The following is a 23,803-nucleotide window of genomic DNA, read 5'->3' as shown; positions in this document are numbered from 1 at the left end:
ACACTGGCTGGGACGACAGACGAACCCTGCTGAAGATTTATGCCCGTCCCGTCCTGCTGTTATGGCATGTCACTGCTCCCCGGCAACGGGCCGGTCGACTCACTCAGCCTCGCACTCCTGCTTCTCGCGCTCATCCTCGCCTATCTCGTCCTCAGACGTGAGGACGGGCGGGTGTTCGACCCACTTCGGCGGCGCTTCGTCCTCGGCGTGCCGTGGGGAACGGTCATCGTTATCGTCGGCGTCTGGGCCGTCTACCAGTTCGTTCAGGGTGGCTCCGAACCGGGCGGCCCTGTCGTCGTCGGCTTTCGGTCGTGGTCGTTTTTCTACCCGCAGGGGATGCTGTTTTCCTCGTTTGCCCACGGGAGCGAGTCGCACCTGTTTGGCAATCTCGTCGGGACAGTCCTCTTCGGAACGGTTGCCGAGTACGTCTGGAGTCACTACCCGCAAGCGCGCGGCAGCAAGACGTTCTCCTCGTGGCTGACCAATCCCTTCGTTCGCATTCTCGTGTTCGTCTCCGCAGTCTTCGTCGTGGGACTGCTCGCGAGCATGTTCGTTCCGGTCGCCGCAATCGGGTTTTCGAGCGTCGTCTTTGCCTTCGCTGGGATGGCTGTCGTCACCGCCCCGATTGCCGCTGTCGGTGCGCTCCTCGGCGTGCAGGTACTCGCGCTCCTCCGCGATGCGGTTCTCTATCCCACGCCGACGTTCCGGACGGAGCCCGGCTTCTTCACGCCGTCGTGGGTCGACACCGCCATTCAGGGACATCTGTTTGGCTTCGTCGTCGGTGTGTTGGTCGGAATCGCGCTGCTGTCGTATCGCGACCAGTTCCCGTCGCTTAGATACGTCTTCTTCGCCGCGCTCGTCTTTCTCGTCACCCGGTCGATGGAGGCGGTGTACATCGCTCGCGGCGGCGGGGAGTTCGTCCTGTATCGTGCCCTCGGCACCGCTGGCGTGATCGTCCTCGCAACTGCTGTCGCGCTGCTTGTCACCGGGCGTAATTGGGAGTTCATCTCGCGCCCCTCAGTTTCTCTGCGGTCGGTCGCGGTCGGATTGTTGCTCATCGTCGTCTGTTCGCTCGCGCTCACGGGTGTCGCGTTCAATCTGGTGTCGGTGACCAACGGCGACGCTGTCGACGGCGGCCTCGATGTGCGCGATTACACGGTCATGTACGCCGAAGACGCCGAAAATCAGTACATCGCTGACTCGCCGCTTCCCGATTTCCTCACGCCCCCACCGGCCTCTTCCGGGGTGATCGTCACCAGCGAACAGCGCGACGCCTGGGTGCAGGTCTCCTCTGCCCGGGAGTTCTCCGCCGAGGGGCGTGAAGTGATCGCCCTCGGTGACGCCACGTGGCGGGAGGTGGTTGTTGTCTCCCGGACTGCGTGGACGTTCGTCGACGGCAACGAGACCTACAAGGTGTTCGGGAACCGCGCCGGTATCTCTGCACAGCAGTTGTTCGCGTCCGGGCCTGCGAACGCGTCGGTTATCATCAACGGTAGCACAGTCGCAATCGAACCCACGACCGAGTCGTACGCACTCAGCGTCAGCCGAAACGGCACTGTCCTCGGCCAAGCGCCAGTTCCAGAGCACAACCAGACGGTCGAAATCGCTGACATCACCTTCGAGCGCGACCGAAACAGCCTCATCGCGAGGTACGAGCGAACCGAAATCGAGTTCGCACGCTACCGGGTCGGCGGAACGCTGCAGGATGTGGAACAATAGCCGTTCGAGGCTACCACTCGATCCGGAACACTTCCACGTCGATAGATCGACGCTCTTCGGTGTGGAACTCGAAGGAGTGTGGCAACTCGAATGTCGCCTCGAATGCGTGGGTCACCGTGGCGTCGTGGTCGTCCGCGAAGGCCTCGATGAAGTCGGCGCTGTCGGCGTTGTGAATCGAGTAAGAGACGTCAGCGATGTCGGCGGTCGTCTCCAGAAAGGCTCTGTCTGCGTGTTCGTTGCCCGACTGCGCCCCGAAGGGCGGGTTCATCACGACTGTCGTCGATTCGGTCGGACACAGCGGCGCCTGTGTCGCGTCCGCGCGAACCCACGAGACGCGACTCGTGGAGGCGACCTTCCGCTCGTTTTCTCGCGCCGTCGCGAGCGGGTCGGGGTCGATGTCCACCCCGACGACGGTTTTCGGGCCGCGTAACGCGGCGCTCAGCGCGAGCATCCCCGTGCCACAGCCGAGGTCGACGACCACGCGCCCGGCGATGTCTCCCTGCAGGTCCGCGGTGTGAACGAGATGCGCCGCGAGTTCCGGCGGCGTCCGATACTGCTCCAGGTCCACCCGCGGGTCGTCGAAGCCCGCGACGACCCCGAGCTGCTGGGTCAACTCGCTCTTTGTCGGCATCGACTACCAATACCCGATATTAATACAAAAATGTTTGTACATGCTTGATGGTTATTTCATTCGCGACCGACGCTTTTGCCTACCACGTGCCGTGGAACGTATCGAAGGAAAGCGAGTCGAGCGGCTTCTCGCCGATGGCTATCTTGTATTCGCCGGGGGTGAGCATCGGGGAGTTGAACTGCGGCCCGTCGTCGGTGGTGATCCGCGGACAGCCAGTGTTGACGTAGGCATCGAGACCGAAGTTCCGCAGTCGGTCGGGTGTGATCTCGTCCAGCGTGATGAGGTAGGCGTCGTCGTTTTTCGCGACGATTTCCTGTGCCTGGTCCCACCGGCCCTGTCCGATCTTCGTACAGAAGATGACGCCCCAGGTGTCGGCGTCCATCGCGCGATGGACGGCCCCATATCGCTGTTTCAGGAACGATTCGGCGTCGGCAATCGAGATGGCGTTGTTGACGGGGTCGGCGATGACGACGGTCTTGTCCTGGTGTTCCATCGCCAGTCCGAGCGGGTGGAACTTGCCACCGCCGACGTAGAGCACTTGCTCGGCGTCGATATCTGCGGAGGCGTAGTTACAGCCCAGAACCTGGCCCTCGTGTGTGAGTCGCTCGTCGCCGCGGCGGGTGTGTACCGTGTAGCCGTTCGAATCGAGCAGTTCCTTCATCTCCTCGAAGCGGTTCATGTGCTGGGCGGTCGTGACAAGGCCCACGTCCGGATCCTCGTCGGGGTCAGCGAGTTCTTCCTCCATCGCTCGCTCGACGATGGGTGCGACTTCGACGTTCGAGAACAGCGGCACGTAGATGATGTTTTTCGACTCCTTCATCGGCGAGTGGCCGAAGTGGACGAACACGTCGGTCCGGCGCATCAGGTACGTATCCAGGTCACAGGCTCCGTAACAGGGCTGGCCAGATATCATCACCGAGACGCCGTCCGGGAGGCGTTCGCGCAGGTCGTCTGCGACGCCCGGTCCGCGGCGCTTGAGTCCTTCGGGAAACTGGAGTCCAACGGAGTCTGCGTCACGCTCCGAGACGGCCTCTGTGATGCGGTCGAGTTCGTAGTCCCACTCCCTGTCGTGGCGGAGCGCCATCCCGGTCGCCCGCAGGTCTCCGTCGGGAGTCGTCTGCTCGCGGCTCATTACCCCTCGATTGGAGTCGTGCGCGTAAAACGGCGACGCTTCCACATCGATCGCTAGTTCAGTCAGCGACCTACCGCTGGGCACCTTCGAGCGAGTCCGACCACTCACCGAAACACTCAACCGGGACTCCCCCGCAGGTTCGGGCATGACTGAAATACACAGTGACTGGGGCGACTGGCTGCCGAGAGCGGTCGCAGAGGCTGACCCGGACGGAATCGCCGTCTGGTATCTCGGCTGTAACGGGTTCGTCGTGAAGAGTTCGGGCGGGACAACTCTGTGCATCGACCCCTACCTGAACACCGGCGACCCGCCGCGGACGGTTCGGATGATCCCGATTCCCTTCGAACCCGACGACCTGACCGGGATCGATGCTGTTCTCGCCACGCACGAACACTCGGACCACGTCGACGAGCGCTCACAGGCACCGATTCTCGAAGCGAACGACGCGACGTTCTACGGCCCCTCCGCCAGTGTCGACGTCGTCGAGTCCGAGGGCTGGACCGACAACTGGGGGATCGAACCGTCACAGACCGAGCGGGTCACCGAGGGTGACCAGTTCGCGCTCGGCGACCTGACTGTCTCGGTCGAACCGGCGAACGACCCGGACGCAGACCACCCCGTCTCCTACGTCTTCGAGCACGAGACTGGAACCTTCTTCCACGGCGGCGACGCACGCCCCGGTGAGTTCGAATCCGTCGGAGAGCGCTACGACATCGACCTCGGTGTGCTTGCGTTTGGCTCGACCGGGATGATCCCGGACAAGGAGACGCGAACGCCGAAGCGGACGACGTGGTACAACGACGAGAACATGGTCATCGAGGCCGCCAATCACCTCCAGATCGACCGACTCGTGCCGACACACTGGGACATGTGGAAGGGACTTCGCTCCGACCCGACCGTACTCCATCACCACAAACAGAGCTTCGAGTATCCCCGCGTCCTCGACGTGGTCGAAATCGGCGACCGACTCGACCTTCTCCGATAAGCGCGCATCGAGTGTGAGATCTGCTCATACTGGCCCGAATTCCGTCGAACTGTCCGATTTGATACAAAAATACCTTAATGCTGTTAGCGATTGCACCTACATGTATGAGCGAATCAGAGGGGTACGACAAGCAAGTAATTCACGAGGATGGGGTGACCGTGACGAAGCGGTTCGAGGAAGACGAGTTTCCGGTGCCAGCGATCGCATTCGAGTTCACGTCCGACAGAGACGAATCCGTGTGGGTGTCGCTGAGCGACACCGTTCCCGAGGGTGTCGAGGTCGAGGATCTGGGATTCCATCCGGAGTACGGCAGCGAGTTCTGGATGATCGACGACGAGACGATCACCTTCGAGCGGGAACTCGACAGTGGTGATTCGTACACGACAGTCTACGGGATCCGGGCGACGGGAACCGAAGACGTCGAACAGTTTCTGACCGAACCCACGCTCGATGAGGTCGACCCGCCACTGCCCGAGGATGAACAGGCAAGCGGCGCGGAGGATATCATCCCGAAAAGCGGCGACGACGTCGTCGAGGAGGCGATTCTCGGGGACGGTGAGATTCCGGGGCTCGAAGAGACAGAGGCAGAAATCGACGACGAAGACGTTGGGACGCTCGAACTGAACGACCCGAACTCGGAGGGGACAACCGCCGAGAACGCGTCGGACGCTGCGGTCACGGCCGACAGCATCGTCAGCGCGTTCGTCGCAGAACTCCGTGAAGGGACTGCACCCGCTGAGGATGTGAAGGCACTCCAGCAGGCCTTCGCTGTGGAGTCGAGCGATTCCGACGGGAGCGCAGACGCAAAGATCAAACAGCTACAGACGGATATTGCGGATCTGCGCGCGTACACCAGTGCGCTCGAAGAGTTCCTCGAGGAAGAGGGGACAGGGCAACAACTCATCGAGGACTTCGAGGAGCGTCTTGCCTCGTTCGAGGACCGACTCGAAGGGATGCAATCGGACATCTCCGATCAGAGTTCGGACCTCGAAACCGCACTCGAAGAGGTGGAGACCGTTTCGGAGAACGTCGAAAGCGTCGAACGCGAGGTCGAAACCGTCGAGGGCGAACTCGATTCGCTCACCGAGGATATCGACTCGGTCGAAGCGTCGATAGCAGACCTCGAAAGCGACGTTGAGCGCATCGACGAGGATCTCGTCAACGGGGAGGTGCTCGACCAGATAGAAGACATGGAAGAGAGCATCGACGACCTGCAGGCCTGGCAAGAGCAGATCAAAAAGACCTTCGGCGGTAACTGACCGGGTGTTCGCGATCGAGGGTCCGTGGTTCTCGCGGGGAAACCGGACGGGTTTTTACGACAGCAGCCGTCACACCGGACGATGACTATTCGCGTTGCTGTCCCACGGAAGGGCAGACCGCTCGAAGCCGTTCTCGAGCGACTGGCCGATGACGGCTGGCAGGAGACTGCCGACAGCATCATCTCCACGCTCCGGTACGAGAAGGCGCTGACGAAGGACAACCAGACAGACAGCCGCGACGTCTACGACCGTCTGGCCGCGTACAGCAACCTCTCAGACCCGCATGCGCCGGAGTACACACTCGTCCGTGACAGCAGGTCGGGGATGCCCAGACGGCTTGTATTCGACAGCGTCACGGTGCCACGGGATGGCCCCGACCTCCAACTCGTCGGTCGGCAGGAACCGCTCCGGGCGCTCAGAACACACGAGTTCGCGCTCGGATTCGACAGTGCGGATCTGGTTTTGGAGACGCTCGTCACCCTCGAACCCGAGCCGCTGGACTCGCTGTCTGCGGTCAACGACCGGATCGACCCGGTCGACACCGACGTTCGGATCCACACCGGTCTCGGTGACACGGTGTATCACACGCTGCTCGGAACGCCCGAGACCTGTGGGAACCGGGATCTGGACCGCGAATTCGTCCGCGAGTACGAGGGGGCGCTGTGTATCTCGCCGCGATACGAGCGACTCGTTGAGGCCGTTCTCGGTTCACGAGCGACCGAGGGGATCGAATTCACCTATCCGGATAGCAGCCACGCAGAAGAGGAAGCGGCAATCGCAGAGACTGGCCTCGGGGTCTATTTGACGGTGACTGGCTCGACTGCGCGAGAGCACGGTCTGATCGTCGGCGAATCCCTGTTTCCCAGCGAGACCGTGTTGCTGTCGAACCGATTCGAACTCGACGAGACCACCGAAGCGGTCGCCGAGTCCATCGTCAACGGCGGAACCGAGACGGCCATCCCGCAACTCTGACGGTGAGACGGGACCGGTCGCGGTGCGCCCCAGTCGGAGTCGAGTCGCACACTCGACAGGTGTAGTAACTTTTTAACGCCGTTCGTTCGACTATCGAGTGTGGCACCGACCCGTCGAAAGATCCTCTTTGGCGTTCTGGGAGCGACCGTCGTGATAGCGGCGCTTTTCCTCTCTCGCGTAATCGGTACTGTCGTGCTTGGAGTCGCTGCGGCGTACGTACTGCTGCCGGTGCATCGGTGGTTCCTCTCGCGCGGGGTTCCGCCGTACTGGAGTGCGATCATCTCCACGGGGATGCTCGTCGTCATCGGCAGCGCACTCATTTTTCCGGTCGTTATCGTTCTCTGGGTGCAGTGGGACCAGATCAGTGATATCCTCACCGGGGAGACGTTCCATCAGTCGGTCACCGTCGCTGGTCGCGAGTTCGACCTGAGCTTTACCGAGATCCAGGAGATATTCCTCCCGAACGTCGACGAGCTTGCAGTCTCGCTGGCGACGGACGCGACGGTGTACGGCGCGCAGGCCGTCGTCTTTGCCTTCGTCATCTTTGCGCTGTTGTACTACCACGACCGGCTCAAACCGCTCGCGTACGCGCCGCTTCCGGACCCGTATCACGACGTTGTGAACGCCATCCACGTCCGAATCAAGGAAGTGCTGTACGGTCACTACGTTCTGGCTGTCATCGGCGCGACAGTGACCTACGTCGCTGGCATCTTCGTGTTCGGACTGCTCGGCTATTCGCTTCCGTTCGTCTTTGCGCTCACGGCGGCGCTGTTCTGGATCCTGCCGTTTCTGGTCCCCTCCGTGTTCGTCTTCGGGCTCGGTGCGTATCACGCGCTCGTCGGGGACCTGCTGCTCGCGGGACTCATCGTCGTGATCGGATCGATTTTCCTGATCGCGCTTCCGCGTCTGGTCGTCGCCGAGTTTCGAGAGCGACTGGGCGACCCGCGTCCGCTATCCTCGACAGTCTACTTCATCGGCTTCGTCGGCGGCGCGCTCACCATCGGCTTTTACGGCATCGTTATCGGCCCGCTCGCGCTTGCCGTTCTCGGCGTCGCGCTCGACTTGCTCGCCGACGATACGAACGGCGAGGCCCCTACGTGACAGTCCCGCCGGTGTTCGTCCTCTGATATAGGACAGCCGACAGTATCAGTCGGCGGTGAGACCATCGAAATAGAGAGATACATCCTCATCCGGTTTCTGGGTAGTCACCAGCGAGACGCCGACGGTGACGGCCAAGCCCAGAACCATACAGTAGAGCGAAATCCCCCACCCGAAATAGGTCACCGCAAAGACCGTCACATCGGCGACCCCCGTCTCGGGGAGAAAGTTGAAAGCGATATAGCCGAGTTGCGAGGCCACAATCCCGGCGGCGATTCCCTGCCGTGTCGTCTCCCGCCAGTAGAGTGCAACGAGCACGGGGAGGGCAAGTTGAGCGAATCCGCCGAAAGCGAGGTCACCGATTTCGACAAGGAGTGAACCGACGGCGTCTGCACCGAATGCGCCGACCTCCTCCACCCAGATGCTCGCCGCGAGCGCGAGGACCGCAAACACTCCGACGCCGACCCGACCGAGCACCTCCTCGCGGCTCTGGGAGAGGGTGTCGTCGACGAGCGGTCGGTAGATGTCTCTGGTGAAATACGACGACCCGGACAGGAGCATCGAATCCGACGAGGACATCATCGCTGCGACGGCACCGGCGACCACCAGCGCGGCGAACCACGCAGGGGCGAACTCGTTGAGCACGACTGGAAGAATCGACTGGCCGGAACCGATATTCGCTTCGAGGCCGAGGCCTTTCGCCCACGCCCCCAGCAGGAATGCGGGAACGAACAGCAAGACGACGAGGATCGGCCACAGCGCGAACGAGCGTTTGAGCACCGTCTCCGACGACGCTGCGAAGAACCGCTGATTGACCTGCGGAAACATCGCGACGCCGAAGGCAATCGAGATGGCGAACGTGAGCATCCGCTGTGGGGTGTACCACTCTCCCCCGAGGGCGAGATACTCGGGTGCGCTCGATTCGAGGCCTGCGTTTATCGTCGATACGCCGCCGTCGACCGAGACGAGCACCCACACCAGCGCGGCCCACACCATCAGAAGCATGAATCCACCTTGGAGGGTGTCGGTCCACGCAACTCCACGCATTCCAGCGATCACGACGTACAGAACCATGAAGAACGTGATGAGCGTCGCGCCGAACCAGAAGGGGACAGCGCCGTCGGTGAGTGCGAGGAGCGCACCGCCAGCGCCGATCTGTTGGACCATGATGTAGGGAAACAGCCAGAACAGCGAAATCCCGGCGACGAGTGCCTGCAGTCGGCGCGACCCGAATCGCTCGCCCAGCATTTCGCCCAGCGTGACGTAACGGTGTTGCTGTCCCAGCAGCCACTGCTTGTACCCGATGAAGTACCACAGAATCGCGAAGATGATGCCGTCCATCAATCCCATCACCAGGATCCACTCCGGCCCGAAGGCGTAGGCGGTGTCTGGTCCGCCGAAGAAGGTGAACGCAGAGAGAAGCGTCGCAAACACGGTAAAGAGCAAGACGACTGTGCCGAGAGTCCGGCTGGCGAGATAGAAGTCCTCTGCCGTCCGCTCGGTGACGCGGTAGGCCACCAGTCCGACTCCGAGTGCGACGAGGAGATACGCGACGATGATGCCGAGCTGGAGCCTCACAGTCATGCCTGATCACCCCACTCCGGGTTTCCATCTCGTATCCAGATCCCCCACGCGCGTTTCGTGAATACCCAGAACACGACCCCGGCGACGGCCATCCAGCCAATATGCCACCAGACCCAGATGGGCAGGCCTGCGATCACCCGGTCGGCCCCCCACAGAAACCACGGAATGGCAAATGCGACCAGCACGGCCATCATAGCCAGCCATCCGACCTGTTCGACCCTCGTTACTGTCTCAGACATTACTCTATCTATCGAAACTGCCGTCTGTTAAGGATTTCTACTAACATCTTCTCTCTCGAAGAACAATCTTCTTCAACGGGTGCGGACCCAGCTGTCGCAAACACGTGGCCGCGGTAACTCTGCGGCATTGGGTCTGTTGGCGATGGACCGGTCCCAGCGATTTACTCCAGAACAATCGCAGCGATATGAGTATAGGTTCGATATAGCGATATATGATTTATATCTCTCAGACACAACGAGATACGCTGGCCACACCTAGTAATAATTCTACAATATCGGGTAGATATTCGCCTCGTAGACCTCACGAACCCGATCACCCCAGTCGTGCGTGTACGTGTCGATGACGTCGGAGGCGACATCGCCCCGGAGGTACTTCACGATACCACGGTCGCCGGTGCGGTCCCGGAGGTGTGTCGTGAAAAAATGCCGGAAGTAGTGGGGTGTGACGTTTTCCTCCGGCCCGCCACCGCGTGTGTACCAGCCTGCCGTCCGTGCGTGCTGTTCGACGATGTGGTGGACCATGTCGGGGGTGAGGCGCTTTCCCCACTCTCGGGTGCTACAGAACAGCGGATCCGCACTTGAGCGTGGATCGGGCCGGACGGCGAGCCACTGACACAGGGCGTCTGAGAGTTCGTCGTCGACCGGAATCGTCGTTGCGCGCTTGCGTTTGTTCGAGGCAGTTCGACGCTCGCCGTTGTACACGCTGTCTGCTGTCGGCGTATCGTCGACGTACAGCGAGTCCGGCCGCCCGTCGAGACGAGGCCTGTGTGGCCGTTCAGGGCCCGCAGTGAGGTACACGTCGCGCGTGTCGAGATTGCATAGCTCACCGGCTCGCATCCCGGTTTTTAGCAGTGTGACGATGATCGCCCTGTCCAGCGGATGGGCAATCGTCTCGACAAAGGAACGCATCTCCGGAATCGAGATGTCGCGGCGAGCCGGGTCGGTGTTTATCGATTCGTCGATCTCCTCTAATACGATCGCCATCGGATTCTCGTCGAATCTGTCCACGCGCATCATGTAGTCGTAGAAGCGATGCAGGTAGGAGGTGTACGAAGCGACGGTGCTTTCGGCACGTGCCTCCCGAATCTGGTGGACGTAGGCCATACAGTCCCGGTGATTTGCCGTTTCGAGTGTCAGATCGCGGGAATCCAGATACGCCTCGAAGTCACGCAACACGCGCTCGTACGCGCGTCTGGTCCGGTTGGACTTTCCCTGATAGGTGATGTCGTCGAGGAAGTACTCGACGTGGTCTACGGTTCGCTTCGACTCTGATTCGCTCACGAATTTGCCTCCAGAATGTATCCGCCGTCTCGACCGCTGTACCGCACACGATCACTCGACTGGAGGTCCTGCAACGTGGTGTCGAGTCGCGATTCGATGTCTTCGGTCAGGATAGAGAGCAACTCGTCCCACGAGAGCGGCCCTGACTCCTCTAGAATCTCACAGACTTCTGATTCGAGTGACTTCTCCTGACCTGGCTCGCTCTGTGTCGATTCCTCTGGTTCGCTGGCACCGAACTCGCTTCGTCCGGCCTGCACCATCGCCTTGACGAACTCGGACCGGTTCATTCCGAGTTGATCCGCGTGTTCGTCCCACTGGTCGCGCTGGTAGGCCGGAACGTAGGTCTGAACGACAGTTCGCTCAGTGTCGCGCTCCGATTCGTCACCCATATTCGGTGATCGACCCCCTTCCTCATCAAGGTAATGGTAGATACACAGCTAAAGGCTACAATACGTGTTGAGAGGCCTTTAGATTGCCTGAAATTGATTCTCTGTATCTCTCGGGAAATGATAGTAGATATACATCATAGGACCGCTCGCAGACTCGACAGAAACAATTCTAGGAGGCTGATAGAATGAGCAAAACCAGCAGTCAGAACGGCATCGATGCATCGCTCGCAAAGCGCGTCGGAACGCCCCCGGCGTTCGAGATCCCCGATACCGTCGACGGCAAGCCCTGGACGCTCTCGACGAGTTGGTACAGAGCCGTTGCAGAGGACGCCGACGTGTCGCCCGTGCGGGACGCCGAGTGGATGGTCTCGATGGAAACGAGCGAGGACTATCACCGGCTTGTGTTTGTGCTCGACCAGGCGACCCTGCGCGCCGAGTGTAGCTGTGCCGGGTGGACGCATCGAGACTGGTGTCCCCACGTCGCGACGCTCTGGTGGCGATGGGTTCGCGGGCAGTTGCAGGTGACGCACTACCAGACCGGACACGAGTACGAGACGCCGCCCGAGTGGTACCAGCACGGCGAGCGAGACGTGCAGATACAGGTGTCCAGAGGCATGACCAGCGCCGAACTCGACGCCTATCTGACCTGCGAACTCGGGCAAACCGGCGTCCGCGAGTACGCCCGCAAGACCGACCGCGCCCCCGGCACGATCGGGAACCTGCTCCGGCGAGCGCGAAACAAGGCAGGTGGTCAGGCATGACCCGGCGCACCTGTCAGCCCGGTCAGACGAACCGCCGGACTCGCGCGTGGGGGCGCACGCCCGCCGACGCGAGTCCTTCTCAGAGTGGGGGAGGGGGTGGTACCCATGTTGCCTTTTCAGCGGTGAATCGCAACATGGCGGCCCGACGCCCCCTAGTACCACACCCCCGGTGTGCTAGTACCACTCATGGGGGTGCAGCATGAGCGGTCAGTCTACAGACGATACTGAGCGAACGCGGGTCGGTCACTACAAGGCCGATGAGACTGACGTGTACGTCGGCCGCGGGCCGGACGGGCGCGACATGACCGAGGCGGAGATCGGCGAGCGTGGGTGGCTCGGGAATCCGTTCTCGTTGGACGACCACAGCCGAGAGCACAGTATCGAGCGGTTCCGGCAGGTGTTCATCCAGCGGATTCAGGACGATGGCGATTTTGCCGCCGCGGTCGCGGACCTCTCCGGTCAGACACTCGGATGTTGGTGCCAGCGGCTCGACGAGGACGGGCCAGCTTGTCACGCCGAGATAATCGCCGACCACGCCGACCGACTCGCCGCTAAGTACGACACGGGAACTGACCGGAACGGAGGGCCGAGCAGTGAGTAAGCAGATCCACGACGAGAGTCAGCGCCGCAAGCAGGTCAAATTCCGCGCCGCCGAGTCTCTTATCGACGAGTTTGATGCACTCGTCGACACCAGTGACGAGTACGACAACCGCGCCGACGCGCTCCGAAGTGCGATGCGACGGGCGCTCGGCGACGCCGACGAGTCAGACGCCCCACGCGAGCCGCCCGCCGACGAAACGCTGCGGAGCGCGTATCTTGCGCTCGTCAGCATGGCGAACCACCGCGGGGTCGTGCCCCATGATATCGCTGTCGCCGAACTCTCGACGCAACTCGCCCGGTCGCAGGATATCATCAACCGGCGCGTGCTCGGCAAACTCCGGAAGCGTGGCTACCTCCGGCAACTCGTCGGCGAGCGACTCGTCGATCGGGCGTGGCAGGTGCGCGGGATGGAGGATACCCCCCACCCGGATGCGGGGGGTGGTTCCGGTGGGTGAGCAATACGACGCCTGGAAGTACCGCCGCAAGCTCGCCGACGCCGACCCCGAGGACCTGGGGCTGTCGCCGCGACTCGACGAGGACGGTGATCCCGATGCTTGAACCGCTGGCCGCCTACGGACTCTTGGCGGCGTTCTGGTATCGGTACGTCACGTTCTACTGGGCGTCAGTCGAATAACTGCCGCGCGGGAATCTCTGCCTGTTCCTGCCCGCGCGGTTGTGTTGTGCCGTACCAGTTGATCGAGATCGCCGACGCTCGGAGCGCCCGCGAGTGATGCACCGCGATCCCGTTCGATCGCAACTGATACTCGACGAAGACGTAGCAGCCATCCGCGCGCTTGAGCGATTCGTGTTGGTCTCGCCAGACCTTGAACCGTGTTTCGTCCGGACGCCCACCCCGGCGGTTCCGCGCGACCGCTTTAATCTCGACCGGCGTCTCACTGTCCGGGTCGATCGCGTCCATCCTGACACCGTTGACAGGCTCGTAGGAGCGTTCGAGGCCGTACTCGTCGAGAACCCACGCTTCGACTTTCGCCCCGTAGTAGCCCGGCGCGCGTCTGTTCTCGACCATCAACGACCCCTCTCTGTCTTGTGTTTTGTGTAGATTCGATCGCCGCGCGTCGACCAGCACCGCAACCATTTTTTCTTTTTCCAGCCCGATTTTCCCCACCCCGGCGGCGATTTTCGCGCCATCCACGCGACCCCGATCACGCACGTATTAAACAATATTTGCCCAGGTCCGGCTGGATGGATGGACCGATTCACCCGCCTGCGGTCGGTCAGTTTCCTATTCATCAATCTCCACCCAGTCGAGTTCTCCGTTCCGGTATTCTTTGACGCGATTGCCAACCCACGAGTCAGACCAACCGACCGCTTCACCAGCCTCCGCATAGGTCATGTCTTGCTCAAGCGCGAGTGTCAGGGCCGTCTGGATGGATGCACGCTTCTCCGCGCTCATGCCGCTGTCAGCGCCGTCAGAGTCGTCGCTGTCGTAATCCTGCGTTACCTCAAACTCTGAGGCCTGATACTCGTCGTATCGTTCTGCGGTCTCCGTGAGGCCCTGATAGGTGGCCTTTTCCTGCCACTCGTCTTTTCCGCCCTCGCTTTCGAGGATGCGTGCTCGATCTGGCCGTGTCTTGTCGGGCTTCTCGACCGCGAACGATGCGACCCGCCGGATATCCTTCGCCGTCTTGGTCCGCGTGTGGGCGACGCACATCACGCTCCCGCGTTTCGCGTATTCACCGTGCTGGGACTCGCGCTTCCGGATATAGAGCAGTTGGTCGGTGAACGCTTCGGCCTTTTTCGAGCCGGTACCGAAGCCCGAGAGTTCCTGCGCGATCTCGTCGAGCACAGCGAGCACCGGCCCCTGATAGGACGCCATCGCTTCGAGCATCTCCTGGTCCGAGTAGAACTGCCGATCCGCGCCTTCCCAGTCGATGTTTGCGATTACCTTCCCGCCGGTGATCGCCCGCCACACCTGCGCGGCGTCGAGTACGACCGACGTTTTCCCCGACCCCGGCGAGCCGAACACGAGTCCGATCGATCCCTCGTGCGAGAGTTTGTCCGCTACTTCGACGAAAAACCGGTCTTTGTTCTCGGACTGGTTCGTGAGACCGGTCGCCGCTTTCATCTGTGAGACGTTTCCCGCGCGAACGCTCTCGTCGAGCGTGTCCGTCGCGGCGTTCGCGATTATCTCGCGGCCGATCTGTGTCTGCTCGACTGGTTCGGTTAGCACAGTGTCGAGATGGGCGAGTAAACCGAGTGTGTCCGGGTCGTCAATCAGTCCGGCGTAGGGTCGGACGTGCTCGCCGGGGTCGTCACGCAGGTGCGATGCCAGTTCAGCCGATGCGTAAGCGTTGTTCTTGCTCATTCTTAGAGTCCCTGCAGCGGCATGTCGTCGTTCACTTCGATATCGATCTCGTGGTCGTCAGCGTGGCCGTTCTCGCGGGGTGCGTCGGCCTTTGGTTCGTCGTCTGACCCCCGCCCCGCATCCGGGTGCAGGTCGTCGGGGATCTGCTCGTCGATAACCTCCGAGATAGTCGTCGCGTCGAGGCCCTTGTCCAGCGTCTGCTCGTCGAGTTGTCGGGCGCGGGCTTTGGTGCGTTCCTCGTCGAGTCGGCGCACGATCCCGCGGATACGCCGGCGAAGTTCCCGTGCTTCGGCCGCCGACGGTTCTAGATCCTCGCGGAGTTCGCGGATCGCCGTGAACACGTCTTCGACAGTGCGCTCCTGGGCGAGTGTGCTTCCGGGCGCGGTCTCGCGCCAGTTGGCGATGGCCGTGTTCTCCTCTGGGTCGTAGTTGCGCACCTCGTAGACCCGGCGGCTGCTCTCTGTCCACTCGAAGAGCGTGCCGTCGGTCTCCATGTCGGCGAAGGTGTCGTCTTGGAGTTCCCAGATTTCGCCGCCGCCGTCGTCGTCAGCGCGAAACGCCACCAGCAGAATGCCGTCTTCCTCGGGGATGAGTTCGGCCACCTTGTCAGCGCCGAAGTAGGCGGCGATGCCCGCGGCGATCACGACCGCCGCGGCCAGCGGCCACCAGTCGGGCAGGCCGATATCGATTACGCCGCCCCACTGCAATGCAAGTAGGAGCGTGGTCGAGCCGATCACTAGTCGCGAGTGTTCGTCAAGCCAGCGCCGGAAGCCCTGCACGCCCGCCGCGAACCGCTGTTCGAGTTCCGTCATGCTATCCGCTCCTTGCCGTGATCCTCGTCGCGTTTGATCCGAAACACAAACACAAAGACGCCGGCGGCGGTGACGACCGCCGTCGCACCGACGAACAGGATCGCCATGTCAAACGGAATATCCGGATAACTCGACGGGTCGCCGTCCTGCAAGACCAGCGCCTCGTTCCGGTCGACGGATTGGGTCGTCGTAATGAGGATCGCGGCCGTCCCGCCCGAGCGGATCTCCGCGCCCATCTTCACCGTCGTCCGCTCGCCGGGTGCGAGTCGGAGTTGTTTGAAACTGATCTGTGTCGACCCGCCGCTGTCGAGTTCCAGCATCTCGGTCATCGTCACCGACTCCGGGGCGTCGCCGCGCCACGTCAGATCCATCGTGAACGTGTTCGTCGCGTCGTCGTAGTTGTATTCGTGAACGATCAGGTCGCCGAGTTGGTCGGCGATCTCCTCGTCAGCCTCGGGCGTCGGCGTTGCTCGCGGATCGTCCGGGGCGTCCTGCGCCACCGCAGTCCCAGCAAGCGCGAGCGGGCCAGAGACGGCGAGCACAAACACAAGCGCCGCCGTCGCGACAGTGCTCCCGCGCATTAGTTTGAGAGCGCGGAGAGGCCCAGGTAGCCACCGCCGATGATGATCACCGTTTCGATGACGCCGAAGCCCGGCAGTGTCGGGATGTTGATCCCGCCGAAGTTCCAGCCGCCGCTGCCGAAGATCGGATTGCTCCCAGCAATCTCATCGAGAGCGTTCTCGAACTCGTCGCTGATTTTGGCCATGTAATCCGACCACTCCGAGATATCCGCAGAGTCGTACTGCGGCGGGCCGAAATCGTCGACGTTGACGTTATTGACCGGATTGCCGTCAGCGTCTTTCATTTCGAGGATCGTGGTCTCGCCCGAGAGATACAGTTGATCCATCCCGTTTTCTATCGCCGCCGAAAATTGAGCGTCTTGCATGATACCGTCGAATTTGGTATATGCCTGATACACCGGCAGATCCACGGTATATCGATTGTACCAACCAGAAACTATCGGTTCGTTCTGGTCTGTCCCGATATTACCGAGCTTACTCCCATCGGAGATATCTATCTTCTGCCCGGCAGTCCCGTTGTTGGTAACAACAATATCAGGTCCGAGGAGACTGATCCTCGGGGGGGTAGCTTGACTTGCCGATTGGGTCCAAACAGTTTCATCGACACCACTATCCGACCACTTGATCCGTTTCACATTCCCTTCTCCGCCAATTCCGATGAAATCGGTTTCAGAGACGGCTACGATATCTTTGTCTCCTTGTACACCGTCGACTTGAATCACAGTATCTTGCGACCACAGGATCGACTGATTTTCAGTGTCAATAAGGTTTAGCTCCGGGGTTCCGCTCGTAACTGATCCAGCAATTATCCGATTGTCAGCTATCTTGTGGACAGATCGCGCCATCTCTCCAAGTCCTACAGTCCAGTCTGTCGACTCGGACTCAATACTGATCGCCGTGACCTGATTCGATCCTGCATCAGCGACATAGATATGGGAATCAGTTACCTCAAAACCCTCTGGGGCATCAAGGGACACCTCCCATTTAATAGACCCATCGGAGACGTTACGGGCCGCGACTTTCCCCGCGCCAACATCCAAGGTTGCGATAGTGTCCGGCCCGATTGGTTTTATCCCCTCACACGAAGGGGCCCCTGCAGAACTAACCTGTACCTCAAACTCTTTTTGACCAGATCTATCGAACTTGTATAGATATCCACCGTTGTCCCCAGCAAATATCTCTCCATTATGAATTAACGCAGACATACCAGTACTCCGGATCGAACTCGTCCAAAACACAGATTGATCTATCGGATTGACAAGGGAGATATTTCCATCACCAACAGACACCATAGCCAGATTAGTTAGATACGTGTTGTCGACCGACAGATCCGAACTAATTGAGGATGCGAAGATCTGGCCCTGGAACACCTGATCTGTGACCGAGCCGGTGAGCTCCCGCTGTCGCGTCCCGTCCGCGTCGACAGAGATCTCGATATCGGTGGGGCCGGTGTGTTCGATCGTCACCGTGGCGACCTGCGAGAGATCCGGCCGCGGGACGCCCGTCAGCGTCGAGAGGGCGATCTGATACCGTCCCTCCGTTGCGTCCGACGTGCCCGACAGGTGTTCGGCGAGTCCGGCGACCCCGCGGATCTGATTTGGCGTCACGTCGCCGTTGTCGAGCGCCGTGTAAATCTGTCCGACCCGTTCGAGATCGTAGTTCTGCTTCAGGTCGGTGGCGTTTTGCTCGATCCGATTGAGCGCGTCGGCGAGATCCGCACAGTTGAGGATGCGTTTCGAGGGGAGATTCGCATCCGGAACCGAGAGGTTCGCCGCCGTGAAGTCATCGGTAAACTCGTTGCCCTGATCGGTGCTAAAGGTGAACTCGCCGCTCGCCGAGTCGTAGCCGTCGAGAAACGAGTTATCGAGCAGCGACGACCACGTATCGCCGTTGTCCCACTCGACGCTAAACTCGACGACCTCCAGCGTCGGCGTCTCACCGTTCGGGAGCGTGATATCCGTTTGTGTTGTGTTCGGCGAGATTTGCGTGCCGCCGTCGACGATCGACCCGCTCCCGGTGTAGTCGGCGTTCGCGGGCGTCGGGCCGATATTCGTCCAGTTCGAGTAATCGGCTTCGGTCGTATTCGCCGCCGTCTGCATCACGTAGGCGATCTGAAGGGCGTTCGCCTGTTTCGAGACGAACGTATTTCGCCAGAGGATCGAGTGGTAACCATCGATCGCGTCAAGTGCGGCCTGTGAGGCTTCAGATTCAGTTTTGCCGTCTTCCCACGCGTCGGCGATAGCGTTACGTGCCTCAATATCCGCGAGCATCTGGGAGTTCTCGATCTGGTTCTCGATGTGGACTTTTGAAACCTGTTGCCACCCCATGAAGCTGTTCGTCGTCGTCTGATGGAACGACACGTCTCCGGCGGTCGGCGAGTCGTTCGTGCCGCCGAGGCCGAGTGAATCGCCGAGGCCACCGACTGCGAGAGCCAGCGACGACGGCCCGGCGAACGACCCGGTATAGGCGGTCGGGAGTGTCAAACCATACGAGTACTTGATCGCTTTTCCCGTTAATCCGTCAGTCGCCCAGTCAAATGTATCTTCGAGGACTCCCGCCCTCGCGTTTCCGATCGGGGATATCCCTGCACCTGTCGCTCCGCTGCCAACCGCCGCCGCGCCGACTGTCCAGCCCGCGCCCTTCATGAACGTTCGTCTGTCAATACTGCTTCGGTCGCTTGTGTTGTGTTCTGATTCGCTCATTCTCTTGAAAAATGGCGTCGCTTCAGGCGACGAATCTATATCAGTTCTTGGCCGCGGGCGTAGAGCAGTCCGAGAATCACCACGCCGAAGGCGACCAGTTCGGTCTGTCCAGCGCCGCCGATGATGCCGCCGCCGCCGAGGAAGCCACTGTCATCAGAGACCCACATCGCCTCATAGCCAGCCGCGGGCGAGGTGGTCACGGTCACGTTGACCGGCCCATCCTCACCAGCATCCCACTTGACGGTCTTCATCCCGGAGCCGTCCTCGTACTCGACGGGATCGAAGTTGATCGTCGTCGTGTTCGAGGACGTGTTCTGTTGCCACTCAACTGTGGCCGTCGTGGTCTCTGTCGCGTCAAACTCCACGTCGACCGCGACGGTGTCGTTCTGCGAGACGTTCAGCGCGTTCGTCTGCGTAGTGATCATCCGCGTCTCCGACAGAGACGCGCTCGCGTCGTCAGTGACGACGAGCGAGTAGTCGCCTGCAGAGACCCCGGTCAGGTCGAGCGTGCCCGTTTGGGTTTGCCCGCTGGTGCCCGAGACCGTCGTCGACTCGACAACGCTGCCGTCGCTCGTGAGGTTCACGTCGACGCTCGTGTCGCCGCTGAAGCTCACGTCTACCTCTAGCTGTTGATTGTCCGGCTGGTCGACGGAGATGTTCGTGTCAAGCATCTGCGCGCCTGCGCCGCCCGAGAAGACAGCCATGACGAGTGCGAACAGCGCCGCCAGACCAGCCAGCCCGATACCGACCGATTTGAGTGTATTTCGTGCCATTGTTAGTTGATGTAGGTGATCACGACGAACCCGATCGATTGCACGGTAAACGCGATGAAGCTCGCCGGTCTCGCCGCTAAGGTTTCTGCGAATGCGGGGAAGAACGGGGGTGCCAGTATCAGCCCGACTGTCGCGTAAAACACCCAGAGTTCCAGCGCGCCGAGTGCATCAGCGATCGGGGCGTCCCGGTTGACGATGACTGCCACGAGCGCCCCGATCGAGACGAGTCGGCCGAGCGTCCAGTCGATCGTCCCGAACGTCAGCACCGTCTCACCGAGATCAACCCACGGCAGGATATCCGTCGAGACGATCCCGAGCGTCGCCGCCGCGCCGAGCGCGAACAGCGGATAGATCAGGTACGTCTCCCTGTCTATCTCTAGTTGCGTCATTTGGGATCACCCATCCATCGGGTCGCCGAGTAGCTCGACGACCCCGACGTTGTAGAGCGCCAGTGCACCAGCAGCGGCGACGACCGCGATCACCGCCGTGTACGTGTCGCCCGTCAGGCCGAGCGTGTCCACGAGGAGATCTGTCCCCGCAAACTCGATAAGGCCCCAGTTAATTGCGCCGACCGATGCGAGTACGACCGCGACCATCCGCATGAGTTCGTTACCTATTTTTGCCATAGTGACACCCAGCGCGAGCCGGGATGTATTGAGCAAGCGAGTGATTGGATAAATATTATTTGCTAATATAACTGAATGGTATCGCAATATAGAGACGTAACTACTCAGTAGTATTAGCAACAAATCTATTACCGAGTAGTGAGGTTGTGTTGTGTATGGTTGACGACAGATTTTCTGTGTTTGTGCCGATGACGGCTTCTCATACAAGTCGGATCTACGCCTGTTTTTGAATGTTCGAGTCTCCTAATAGAAGCGAACATTCAAGGCGGATGCGCGTCTGTTTCTTTATATACTACCCATGTCGGAGACAGCCCAAATGACAGAAACGAACATTCATTATCTGAAGCCCGCGCAGGTCGAAGCGATGCGAGACGCCGCCCACGAAGGGACGTTCGGCACTCGCGACGACGCGATCGTGACGATGCTCTACGACACCGGGCTTCGGCGCGGGGAGCTCGCGCAAGTCAACCGCGACATGCTCGACCTCGATGAAGGAGAGTTGCGCATTCCGGCACGGATTCAGAAGGACTATCCCAACGACAACAGTCCCGACCCGGCGACGTTCCGGCTCGACCGGAGCGGCGACCTCCGGACGGTGCGAACGCTCCGGGCGTATCTCGACAGTGACAGCGACGACGCGCTGTTCCCGAGTCGCAAGAGTGACCGCATGACCGGCAAGGGCATCAACGACGTGGTGAAGCGGTTGGCCGAGCGGGCGGACGTACGCCCGTATCGCTTCGACGGCCGCGGCCAGGCGGACGACGTGACCGCACACACGCTTCGGCACTCCGTGGCGTGGCGGATGCTCCGAGCAGAGGACGAGAACACGCTATACGACGTTCGGAACCGGCTTCGGCACGCGACGATTCTCACGACCGAACGGCGATACGACCACTTCCAGACTATCTAACCCCCCACCCGCATGCGGGGGGGGCTATTGGGCAAGATATGAATAGAACCCGGCAACCACTACTCCCGCTGCTCCTACTAGACAGACATACACCCCGACACCTACTTCCATCACTTGATACAAGAGTAATTCCGCGGCTGAACTAATATCCCCCTTGAAAATTAGCGGATCGTTCAAATAGAGTAACAGAACGATCCCAGTGATGAGGGCAAGAACGGAACCCAGTACGTGCAACTCCGGTTTGTCGTCGAAAAAGAACGCCCCAGACAGCACGCCCACGACCACAGTGACCCATCCCCAATTATGTTGAATTCCGAGAACCGTTTCTGTAACTTCTACTTGCATGAATCCGAACTGGGCCGTCACCCACGGGAGGAATACACCAGCGATCAGTCCGAGTGCGGAGATCGCACCGACAGCCCTTATCCCGAGCCGGAGGTTCTCTTGTCCCGGAACTGTTTCGTTCTGTTTCGCCGAGCCTGCTCGCGAGGGTTTTTCTTGAGTATGTGCCTGTTTCGGTTGTTTCTGAGGCGGTTGTCGGTTTTGTTCGGCCTTTTCGGCTACCCGCGCCTGTCTGGATTGTTCTTTTGTCTTTTTCTTGACTTCCGGGAGTTCCTTCCCGCAATTCACACAGAACGTGTCCCCCTTCGAGAACTCCGCTCCGCAATCAGGGCAGTAGGGCATGCGTCGGTTCTCTCCCGCTACTTGTATATTTGTTATCCTTTCCTCGGTGTTTATTTACCGGGCGGTCATGCTGGCGCGCATGGGACTCGGCGATATCTTCGGTGGCGACGACAGCAGCGACGGCGACGACGAACCGACCGACCTGCAAGCAGACATTCTCCGGATGGCCAGCCAGAACCCCGACATGACTACGTCGATGATCGCGGCGCGGCTGGATTGTTCGCATTCGTACGTGAGTGAGACGCTTCGAGTCTACGGCGATTGGGGCGAAGCCGACGACGGCGACGGTGACGACGACAGTGACGGGCTTGGAGAACTGTTCGGGTAGCTTTTCGGAAATCCGGAAGCCGCCCTCCTTAGTTGAAGTACACTCCCCAGAAAGATGTGTGTATCGTGGCTTTACTTTCACTTTCACCGTGCGTCTTCGCCTTGCCCTTATCAGTCTGGTGGCCGCGACAATCACCTATGCAACAGCGACAGCCCGCCAGTGGTCCCCCTGGGGCGACACATCCCGGATCGTCAAATCGTACAGCGAGAGAAGACGCGAGACCGCAGGCGGCACGCCCTCGGCGCACAACACAAGCTCGACCGTCCAGCGGTCCGTCGGGTCGGTCGCCGGGTCGAGCGCGTCCGCGTGCTCGACAGCAGGCTCGCCCAAGCAGGCCGTCGCACAGTCGCGCGCGTTCTGGCGCTGCTCGACGGTACAGGTCATGCGTCCATCACCGGGAGGTTCCGGAGCGCGCCGTGGCCGAGGCCGCGAGCGCGCAGCGCGTCGGCGAGATCGTCGCGATCCTCGATCTCGGCGAAGCCGACGAGTTCCTTGCCGATCGAGCGTGGTTCGTAGACGAGCGTGCCGCCGCTGACCGGGACGCGGATGTAGTTATCGGCTGTACCAGAATCGTTTTGCGTTCGTGGTTCGTTGGTCGTCATGGTTCCAGTCCCGGAACCCCGGCCGTCCTGTCTAAGCAGGGCGGGCGTTTTCTCCGACGCAACGCCCGCGAGTGGCCGGTGTTCCTAACTAACTGTTGTTGCAGGACAACCATAAAACTATTGTTCCGGGACAACAGATGGATAATTAGAATGGCTGTGCGAGGTCCAGACCCAACCGTGTCAGACAGTGAGATAATATCGGCAATAGAGAGTACAGACTGCCCGTTTGCAACTGCTAAGGATGTTGCTGAGATAGTCGGACTTTCCCGAGAGCGTGCGCGTCAGAGACTCAACCGGTTATCAGAGCAGGGCGCGATTGAACGTGAGAAAACAAGCGGAGTAGTGATTTATTGGCTATCCGATGACTGAGACCCGATTTTTCGCTCGCCCTCGTCAGTTATCCACCAGATTCTTACCTGCCCTACCTTTCGAGAATCTACGTGTCCGTCTTCCTGTAGCCGCTTTAGGTGTCTCGCTGTTGCTTGGTTCGATATCCCGATCTCATCAGCTATATCCGCAGTTCCCAAAGCTGGCGGATACGCGAGTTTGATGATCCGGAGTATTTCCTCCGGGTCGACAGTTGGGTCTGGTCCGGGCCTATCCGCCATACAAACACTGTTATTTCCCACGTATTTAATAGGAATCCATTTTATCTGTTGTTCTGGAACAAGAGTTAAGTACCCCGCAACTAGACGTATGTAGATATGACTCGACAGGCGGCGCTCGCAGACACGTTGTCGCGCAAAAGTCGAGGACGGCGCGCCACCATGCGCCGACGCGCGCCGTCTGTCGGGTCCGATCAACCCATG

At 60.5% G+C, this 23,803-nt stretch carries 29 protein-coding genes; 11 read left to right on the top strand and 18 right to left on the bottom strand.

The window, feature by feature from the left end; translation table 11 throughout:
• Nucleotides 1-66 precede the first annotated feature (66 nt).
• Nucleotides 67-1,719: a rhomboid family intramembrane serine protease gene (locus tag ACMGFL_RS07985; RefSeq protein ID WP_436935007.1), complete on the top strand. Its 1,653-nt coding sequence runs from the start codon at nucleotides 67-69 to the stop codon at nucleotides 1,717-1,719.
• Nucleotides 1,720-1,729: 10 nt separating this feature from the next.
• On the opposite strand, the gene ACMGFL_RS07980 is transcribed toward ACMGFL_RS07985, so the two are convergent.
• Entirely contained in the window at nucleotides 1,730-2,350 is a 621-nt protein-coding gene (locus ACMGFL_RS07980) for an METTL5 family protein (RefSeq protein ID WP_436935006.1), read from the bottom strand.
• 79 nt (nucleotides 2,351-2,429) lie between these two features.
• Nucleotides 2,430-3,482, bottom strand: a complete 1,053-nt coding sequence (dph2, locus tag ACMGFL_RS07975; protein ID WP_436935005.1) for a diphthamide biosynthesis enzyme Dph2 — start codon at nucleotides 3,480-3,482, stop codon at nucleotides 2,430-2,432.
• Between the two features lie 145 nt (nucleotides 3,483-3,627).
• On the opposite strand from dph2, the gene ACMGFL_RS07970 reads away from it, so the two are divergent.
• The 4 genes from ACMGFL_RS07970 (at nucleotide 3,628) to ACMGFL_RS07955 (ending at nucleotide 7,799) form a co-directional block, all read left to right on the top strand.
• On the top strand, nucleotides 3,628-4,467 hold the full coding sequence (locus tag ACMGFL_RS07970) for an MBL fold metallo-hydrolase (protein WP_436935004.1): 840 nt from the start codon (nucleotides 3,628-3,630) through the stop codon (nucleotides 4,465-4,467).
• Between the two features lie 104 nt (nucleotides 4,468-4,571).
• Entirely contained in the window at nucleotides 4,572-5,726 is a 1,155-nt protein-coding gene (locus tag ACMGFL_RS07965) for a hypothetical protein (protein WP_436935003.1), read from the top strand.
• Between the two features lie 81 nt (nucleotides 5,727-5,807).
• Nucleotides 5,808-6,698: a phosphoribosyltransferase HisG-related protein gene (locus ACMGFL_RS07960; RefSeq protein ID WP_436935002.1), complete on the top strand. Its 891-nt coding sequence runs from the start codon at nucleotides 5,808-5,810 to the stop codon at nucleotides 6,696-6,698.
• Between the two features lie 99 nt (nucleotides 6,699-6,797).
• Entirely contained in the window at nucleotides 6,798-7,799 is a 1,002-nt protein-coding gene (locus ACMGFL_RS07955; protein WP_436935001.1) for an AI-2E family transporter, read from the top strand.
• Between the two features lie 45 nt (nucleotides 7,800-7,844).
• Here ACMGFL_RS07955 and ACMGFL_RS07950 read toward each other — a convergent pair whose 3' ends face one another.
• From ACMGFL_RS07950 to ACMGFL_RS07935, 4 genes are all read right to left on the bottom strand, one after another.
• Nucleotides 7,845-9,380, bottom strand: a complete 1,536-nt coding sequence (locus ACMGFL_RS07950) for a sodium:solute symporter family protein (protein ID WP_436935000.1) — start codon at nucleotides 9,378-9,380, stop codon at nucleotides 7,845-7,847.
• Nucleotides 9,377-9,619, bottom strand: a complete 243-nt coding sequence (locus ACMGFL_RS07945) for a DUF3311 domain-containing protein (RefSeq protein ID WP_436934999.1) — start codon at nucleotides 9,617-9,619, stop codon at nucleotides 9,377-9,379. Before ACMGFL_RS07945 ends, ACMGFL_RS07950 begins: the two co-directional genes overlap by 4 nt.
• A gap of 267 nt (nucleotides 9,620-9,886) precedes the next feature.
• Nucleotides 9,887-10,900 (bottom strand): tyrosine-type recombinase/integrase, encoded by a 1,014-nt coding sequence (locus ACMGFL_RS07940; protein WP_436934998.1) that lies wholly within the window; start codon nucleotides 10,898-10,900, stop codon nucleotides 9,887-9,889.
• On the bottom strand, nucleotides 10,897-11,289 hold the full coding sequence (locus ACMGFL_RS07935; protein ID WP_436934997.1) for a DUF5805 domain-containing protein: 393 nt from the start codon (nucleotides 11,287-11,289) through the stop codon (nucleotides 10,897-10,899). The genes ACMGFL_RS07940 and ACMGFL_RS07935 overlap by 4 nt, the downstream gene beginning before the upstream one ends.
• Nucleotides 11,290-11,474: 185 nt before the next feature.
• Here ACMGFL_RS07935 and ACMGFL_RS07930 point away from each other — a divergent pair, with 185 nt between their 5' ends.
• The 3 genes from ACMGFL_RS07930 to ACMGFL_RS07920 all read left to right on the top strand — a co-directional run bounded on the left by ACMGFL_RS07930 (nucleotide 11,475) and on the right by ACMGFL_RS07920 (nucleotide 13,105).
• Nucleotides 11,475-12,050, top strand: a complete 576-nt coding sequence (locus ACMGFL_RS07930; protein WP_436934996.1) for an SWIM zinc finger family protein — start codon at nucleotides 11,475-11,477, stop codon at nucleotides 12,048-12,050.
• Between the two features lie 199 nt (nucleotides 12,051-12,249).
• Nucleotides 12,250-12,651, top strand: coding sequence for a DUF4326 domain-containing protein (locus ACMGFL_RS07925; RefSeq protein ID WP_436934995.1), 402 nt, complete (start codon nucleotides 12,250-12,252; stop codon nucleotides 12,649-12,651).
• Entirely contained in the window at nucleotides 12,644-13,105 is a 462-nt protein-coding gene (locus tag ACMGFL_RS07920; RefSeq protein ID WP_436934994.1) for a ribbon-helix-helix domain-containing protein, read from the top strand. The genes ACMGFL_RS07925 and ACMGFL_RS07920 overlap by 8 nt, the downstream gene beginning before the upstream one ends.
• A 167-nt stretch (nucleotides 13,106-13,272) precedes the next feature.
• Here the strand turns inward: ACMGFL_RS07920 and ACMGFL_RS07915 are convergent, their stop codons facing one another.
• The 8 genes from ACMGFL_RS07915 to ACMGFL_RS07880 form a co-directional block, all read right to left on the bottom strand.
• Nucleotides 13,273-13,677, bottom strand: a complete 405-nt coding sequence (locus ACMGFL_RS07915; RefSeq protein ID WP_436934993.1) for a PD-(D/E)XK family putative nuclease — start codon at nucleotides 13,675-13,677, stop codon at nucleotides 13,273-13,275.
• 216 nt (nucleotides 13,678-13,893) lie between these two features.
• Nucleotides 13,894-14,976, bottom strand: a complete 1,083-nt coding sequence (locus tag ACMGFL_RS07910; RefSeq protein WP_436934992.1) for an ATP-binding protein — start codon at nucleotides 14,974-14,976, stop codon at nucleotides 13,894-13,896.
• A 2-nt stretch (nucleotides 14,977-14,978) separates the two neighbouring features.
• Nucleotides 14,979-15,788, bottom strand: coding sequence for a DUF8125 domain-containing protein (locus tag ACMGFL_RS07905; RefSeq protein WP_436934991.1), 810 nt, complete (start codon nucleotides 15,786-15,788; stop codon nucleotides 14,979-14,981).
• Nucleotides 15,785-16,369: a DUF8063 family protein gene (locus ACMGFL_RS07900; RefSeq protein ID WP_436934990.1), complete on the bottom strand. Its 585-nt coding sequence runs from the start codon at nucleotides 16,367-16,369 to the stop codon at nucleotides 15,785-15,787. Before ACMGFL_RS07900 ends, ACMGFL_RS07905 begins: the two co-directional genes overlap by 4 nt.
• Nucleotides 16,369-19,071, bottom strand: a complete 2,703-nt coding sequence (locus tag ACMGFL_RS07895; protein WP_436934989.1) for an Env/VP5 family phage fusion protein — start codon at nucleotides 19,069-19,071, stop codon at nucleotides 16,369-16,371. The genes ACMGFL_RS07900 and ACMGFL_RS07895 overlap by 1 nt, the downstream gene beginning before the upstream one ends.
• A 35-nt stretch (nucleotides 19,072-19,106) precedes the next feature.
• Nucleotides 19,107-19,844: a hypothetical protein gene (locus ACMGFL_RS07890; RefSeq protein ID WP_436934988.1), complete on the bottom strand. Its 738-nt coding sequence runs from the start codon at nucleotides 19,842-19,844 to the stop codon at nucleotides 19,107-19,109.
• Between the two features lie 2 nt (nucleotides 19,845-19,846).
• Entirely contained in the window at nucleotides 19,847-20,233 is a 387-nt protein-coding gene (locus ACMGFL_RS07885; protein ID WP_436934987.1) for a DUF8023 family protein, read from the bottom strand.
• Between the two features lie 6 nt (nucleotides 20,234-20,239).
• Nucleotides 20,240-20,470: a DUF378 domain-containing protein gene (locus tag ACMGFL_RS07880; protein ID WP_436934986.1), complete on the bottom strand. Its 231-nt coding sequence runs from the start codon at nucleotides 20,468-20,470 to the stop codon at nucleotides 20,240-20,242.
• 316 nt (nucleotides 20,471-20,786) lie between these two features.
• Here ACMGFL_RS07880 and ACMGFL_RS07875 point away from each other — a divergent pair, with 316 nt between their 5' ends.
• Nucleotides 20,787-21,380 carry a tyrosine-type recombinase/integrase gene (locus ACMGFL_RS07875; protein WP_436934985.1) on the top strand — a complete coding sequence of 198 codons (594 nt, stop codon included), beginning with the start codon at nucleotides 20,787-20,789 and terminating at the stop codon, nucleotides 21,378-21,380.
• Nucleotides 21,381-21,404: 24 nt separating this feature from the next.
• On the opposite strand, the gene ACMGFL_RS07870 is transcribed toward ACMGFL_RS07875, so the two are convergent.
• Nucleotides 21,405-22,064: a zinc-ribbon domain-containing protein gene (locus ACMGFL_RS07870; protein ID WP_436934984.1), complete on the bottom strand. Its 660-nt coding sequence runs from the start codon at nucleotides 22,062-22,064 to the stop codon at nucleotides 21,405-21,407.
• A gap of 79 nt (nucleotides 22,065-22,143) precedes the next feature.
• On the opposite strand from ACMGFL_RS07870, the gene ACMGFL_RS07865 reads away from it, so the two are divergent.
• Nucleotides 22,144-22,392 (top strand): hypothetical protein, encoded by a 249-nt coding sequence (locus ACMGFL_RS07865; protein ID WP_436934983.1) that lies wholly within the window; start codon nucleotides 22,144-22,146, stop codon nucleotides 22,390-22,392.
• 135 nt (nucleotides 22,393-22,527) lie between these two features.
• On the opposite strand, the gene ACMGFL_RS07860 is transcribed toward ACMGFL_RS07865, so the two are convergent.
• Together ACMGFL_RS07860 and ACMGFL_RS07855 are read right to left on the bottom strand one after the other, a co-directional pair.
• Nucleotides 22,528-22,776 (bottom strand): hypothetical protein, encoded by a 249-nt coding sequence (locus ACMGFL_RS07860; protein WP_436934982.1) that lies wholly within the window; start codon nucleotides 22,774-22,776, stop codon nucleotides 22,528-22,530.
• Nucleotides 22,773-22,994 (bottom strand): hypothetical protein, encoded by a 222-nt coding sequence (locus ACMGFL_RS07855; RefSeq protein WP_436934981.1) that lies wholly within the window; start codon nucleotides 22,992-22,994, stop codon nucleotides 22,773-22,775. The genes ACMGFL_RS07860 and ACMGFL_RS07855 overlap by 4 nt, the downstream gene beginning before the upstream one ends.
• Before the next feature lie 150 nt (nucleotides 22,995-23,144).
• Here ACMGFL_RS07855 and ACMGFL_RS07850 point away from each other — a divergent pair, with 150 nt between their 5' ends.
• Nucleotides 23,145-23,363 carry a winged helix-turn-helix transcriptional regulator gene (locus ACMGFL_RS07850; protein WP_436934980.1) on the top strand — a complete coding sequence of 73 codons (219 nt, stop codon included), beginning with the start codon at nucleotides 23,145-23,147 and terminating at the stop codon, nucleotides 23,361-23,363.
• Here ACMGFL_RS07850 and ACMGFL_RS07845 read toward each other — a convergent pair.
• Nucleotides 23,342-23,602: a winged helix-turn-helix transcriptional regulator gene (locus ACMGFL_RS07845; protein ID WP_436934979.1), complete on the bottom strand. Its 261-nt coding sequence runs from the start codon at nucleotides 23,600-23,602 to the stop codon at nucleotides 23,342-23,344. The two genes, ACMGFL_RS07850 and ACMGFL_RS07845, sit on opposite strands and share 22 nt — an antisense overlap.
• Nucleotides 23,603-23,803: the final 201 nt, after the last annotated feature.

Source organism: Halovenus marina (genome assembly GCF_051414115.1).
Classification (GTDB): domain Archaea; phylum Halobacteriota; class Halobacteria; order Halobacteriales; family Haloarculaceae; genus Halovenus; species Halovenus marina.
The sequence above is the reverse complement of the archived record's forward strand: the minus strand, read 5'-3'. Positions and strand labels throughout refer to the sequence as shown.

Bases quoted from the DNA above. Each gene is read 5' to 3' on its own strand.
- ACMGFL_RS07905 (WP_436934991.1), bottom strand. From the start codon at position 15,788: ATGACGGAACTCGAACAGCGGTTCGCGGCGGGCGTGCAGGGCTTCCGG.
- ACMGFL_RS07945 (WP_436934999.1), bottom strand. From the start codon at position 9,619: ATGTCTGAGACAGTAACGAGGGTCGAACAGGTCGGATGGCTGGCTATG.
- ACMGFL_RS07950 (WP_436935000.1), bottom strand. From the start codon at position 9,380: ATGACTGTGAGGCTCCAGCTCGGCATCATCGTCGCGTATCTCCTCGTC.
- ACMGFL_RS07930 (WP_436934996.1), top strand. From the start codon at position 11,475: ATGAGCAAAACCAGCAGTCAGAACGGCATCGATGCATCGCTCGCAAAG.
- dph2 (WP_436935005.1), bottom strand. From the start codon at position 3,482: ATGAGCCGCGAGCAGACGACTCCCGACGGAGACCTGCGGGCGACCGGG.
- ACMGFL_RS07900 (WP_436934990.1), bottom strand. From the start codon at position 16,369: ATGCGCGGGAGCACTGTCGCGACGGCGGCGCTTGTGTTTGTGCTCGCC.
- ACMGFL_RS07960 (WP_436935002.1), top strand. From the start codon at position 5,808: ATGACTATTCGCGTTGCTGTCCCACGGAAGGGCAGACCGCTCGAAGCC.
- ACMGFL_RS07850 (WP_436934980.1), top strand. From the start codon at position 23,145: ATGGCTGTGCGAGGTCCAGACCCAACCGTGTCAGACAGTGAGATAATA.
- ACMGFL_RS07985 (WP_436935007.1), top strand. From the start codon at position 67: ATGTCACTGCTCCCCGGCAACGGGCCGGTCGACTCACTCAGCCTCGCA.
- ACMGFL_RS07925 (WP_436934995.1), top strand. From the start codon at position 12,250: ATGAGCGGTCAGTCTACAGACGATACTGAGCGAACGCGGGTCGGTCAC.
- ACMGFL_RS07890 (WP_436934988.1), bottom strand. From the start codon at position 19,844: ATGGCACGAAATACACTCAAATCGGTCGGTATCGGGCTGGCTGGTCTG.
- ACMGFL_RS07895 (WP_436934989.1), bottom strand. From the start codon at position 19,071: ATGAGCGAATCAGAACACAACACAAGCGACCGAAGCAGTATTGACAGA.
- ACMGFL_RS07845 (WP_436934979.1), bottom strand. From the start codon at position 23,602: ATGGCGGATAGGCCCGGACCAGACCCAACTGTCGACCCGGAGGAAATA.
- ACMGFL_RS07935 (WP_436934997.1), bottom strand. From the start codon at position 11,289: ATGGGTGACGAATCGGAGCGCGACACTGAGCGAACTGTCGTTCAGACC.
- ACMGFL_RS07965 (WP_436935003.1), top strand. From the start codon at position 4,572: ATGAGCGAATCAGAGGGGTACGACAAGCAAGTAATTCACGAGGATGGG.
- ACMGFL_RS07885 (WP_436934987.1), bottom strand. From the start codon at position 20,233: ATGACGCAACTAGAGATAGACAGGGAGACGTACCTGATCTATCCGCTG.
- ACMGFL_RS07870 (WP_436934984.1), bottom strand. From the start codon at position 22,064: ATGCCCTACTGCCCTGATTGCGGAGCGGAGTTCTCGAAGGGGGACACG.
- ACMGFL_RS07875 (WP_436934985.1), top strand. From the start codon at position 20,787: ATGACAGAAACGAACATTCATTATCTGAAGCCCGCGCAGGTCGAAGCG.
- ACMGFL_RS07970 (WP_436935004.1), top strand. From the start codon at position 3,628: ATGACTGAAATACACAGTGACTGGGGCGACTGGCTGCCGAGAGCGGTC.
- ACMGFL_RS07855 (WP_436934981.1), bottom strand. From the start codon at position 22,994: ATGACGACCAACGAACCACGAACGCAAAACGATTCTGGTACAGCCGAT.
- ACMGFL_RS07980 (WP_436935006.1), bottom strand. From the start codon at position 2,350: ATGCCGACAAAGAGCGAGTTGACCCAGCAGCTCGGGGTCGTCGCGGGC.
- ACMGFL_RS07860 (WP_436934982.1), bottom strand. From the start codon at position 22,776: ATGACCTGTACCGTCGAGCAGCGCCAGAACGCGCGCGACTGTGCGACG.
- ACMGFL_RS07865 (WP_436934983.1), top strand. From the start codon at position 22,144: ATGGGACTCGGCGATATCTTCGGTGGCGACGACAGCAGCGACGGCGAC.
- ACMGFL_RS07915 (WP_436934993.1), bottom strand. From the start codon at position 13,677: ATGGTCGAGAACAGACGCGCGCCGGGCTACTACGGGGCGAAAGTCGAA.
- ACMGFL_RS07880 (WP_436934986.1), bottom strand. From the start codon at position 20,470: ATGGCAAAAATAGGTAACGAACTCATGCGGATGGTCGCGGTCGTACTC.
- ACMGFL_RS07910 (WP_436934992.1), bottom strand. From the start codon at position 14,976: ATGAGCAAGAACAACGCTTACGCATCGGCTGAACTGGCATCGCACCTG.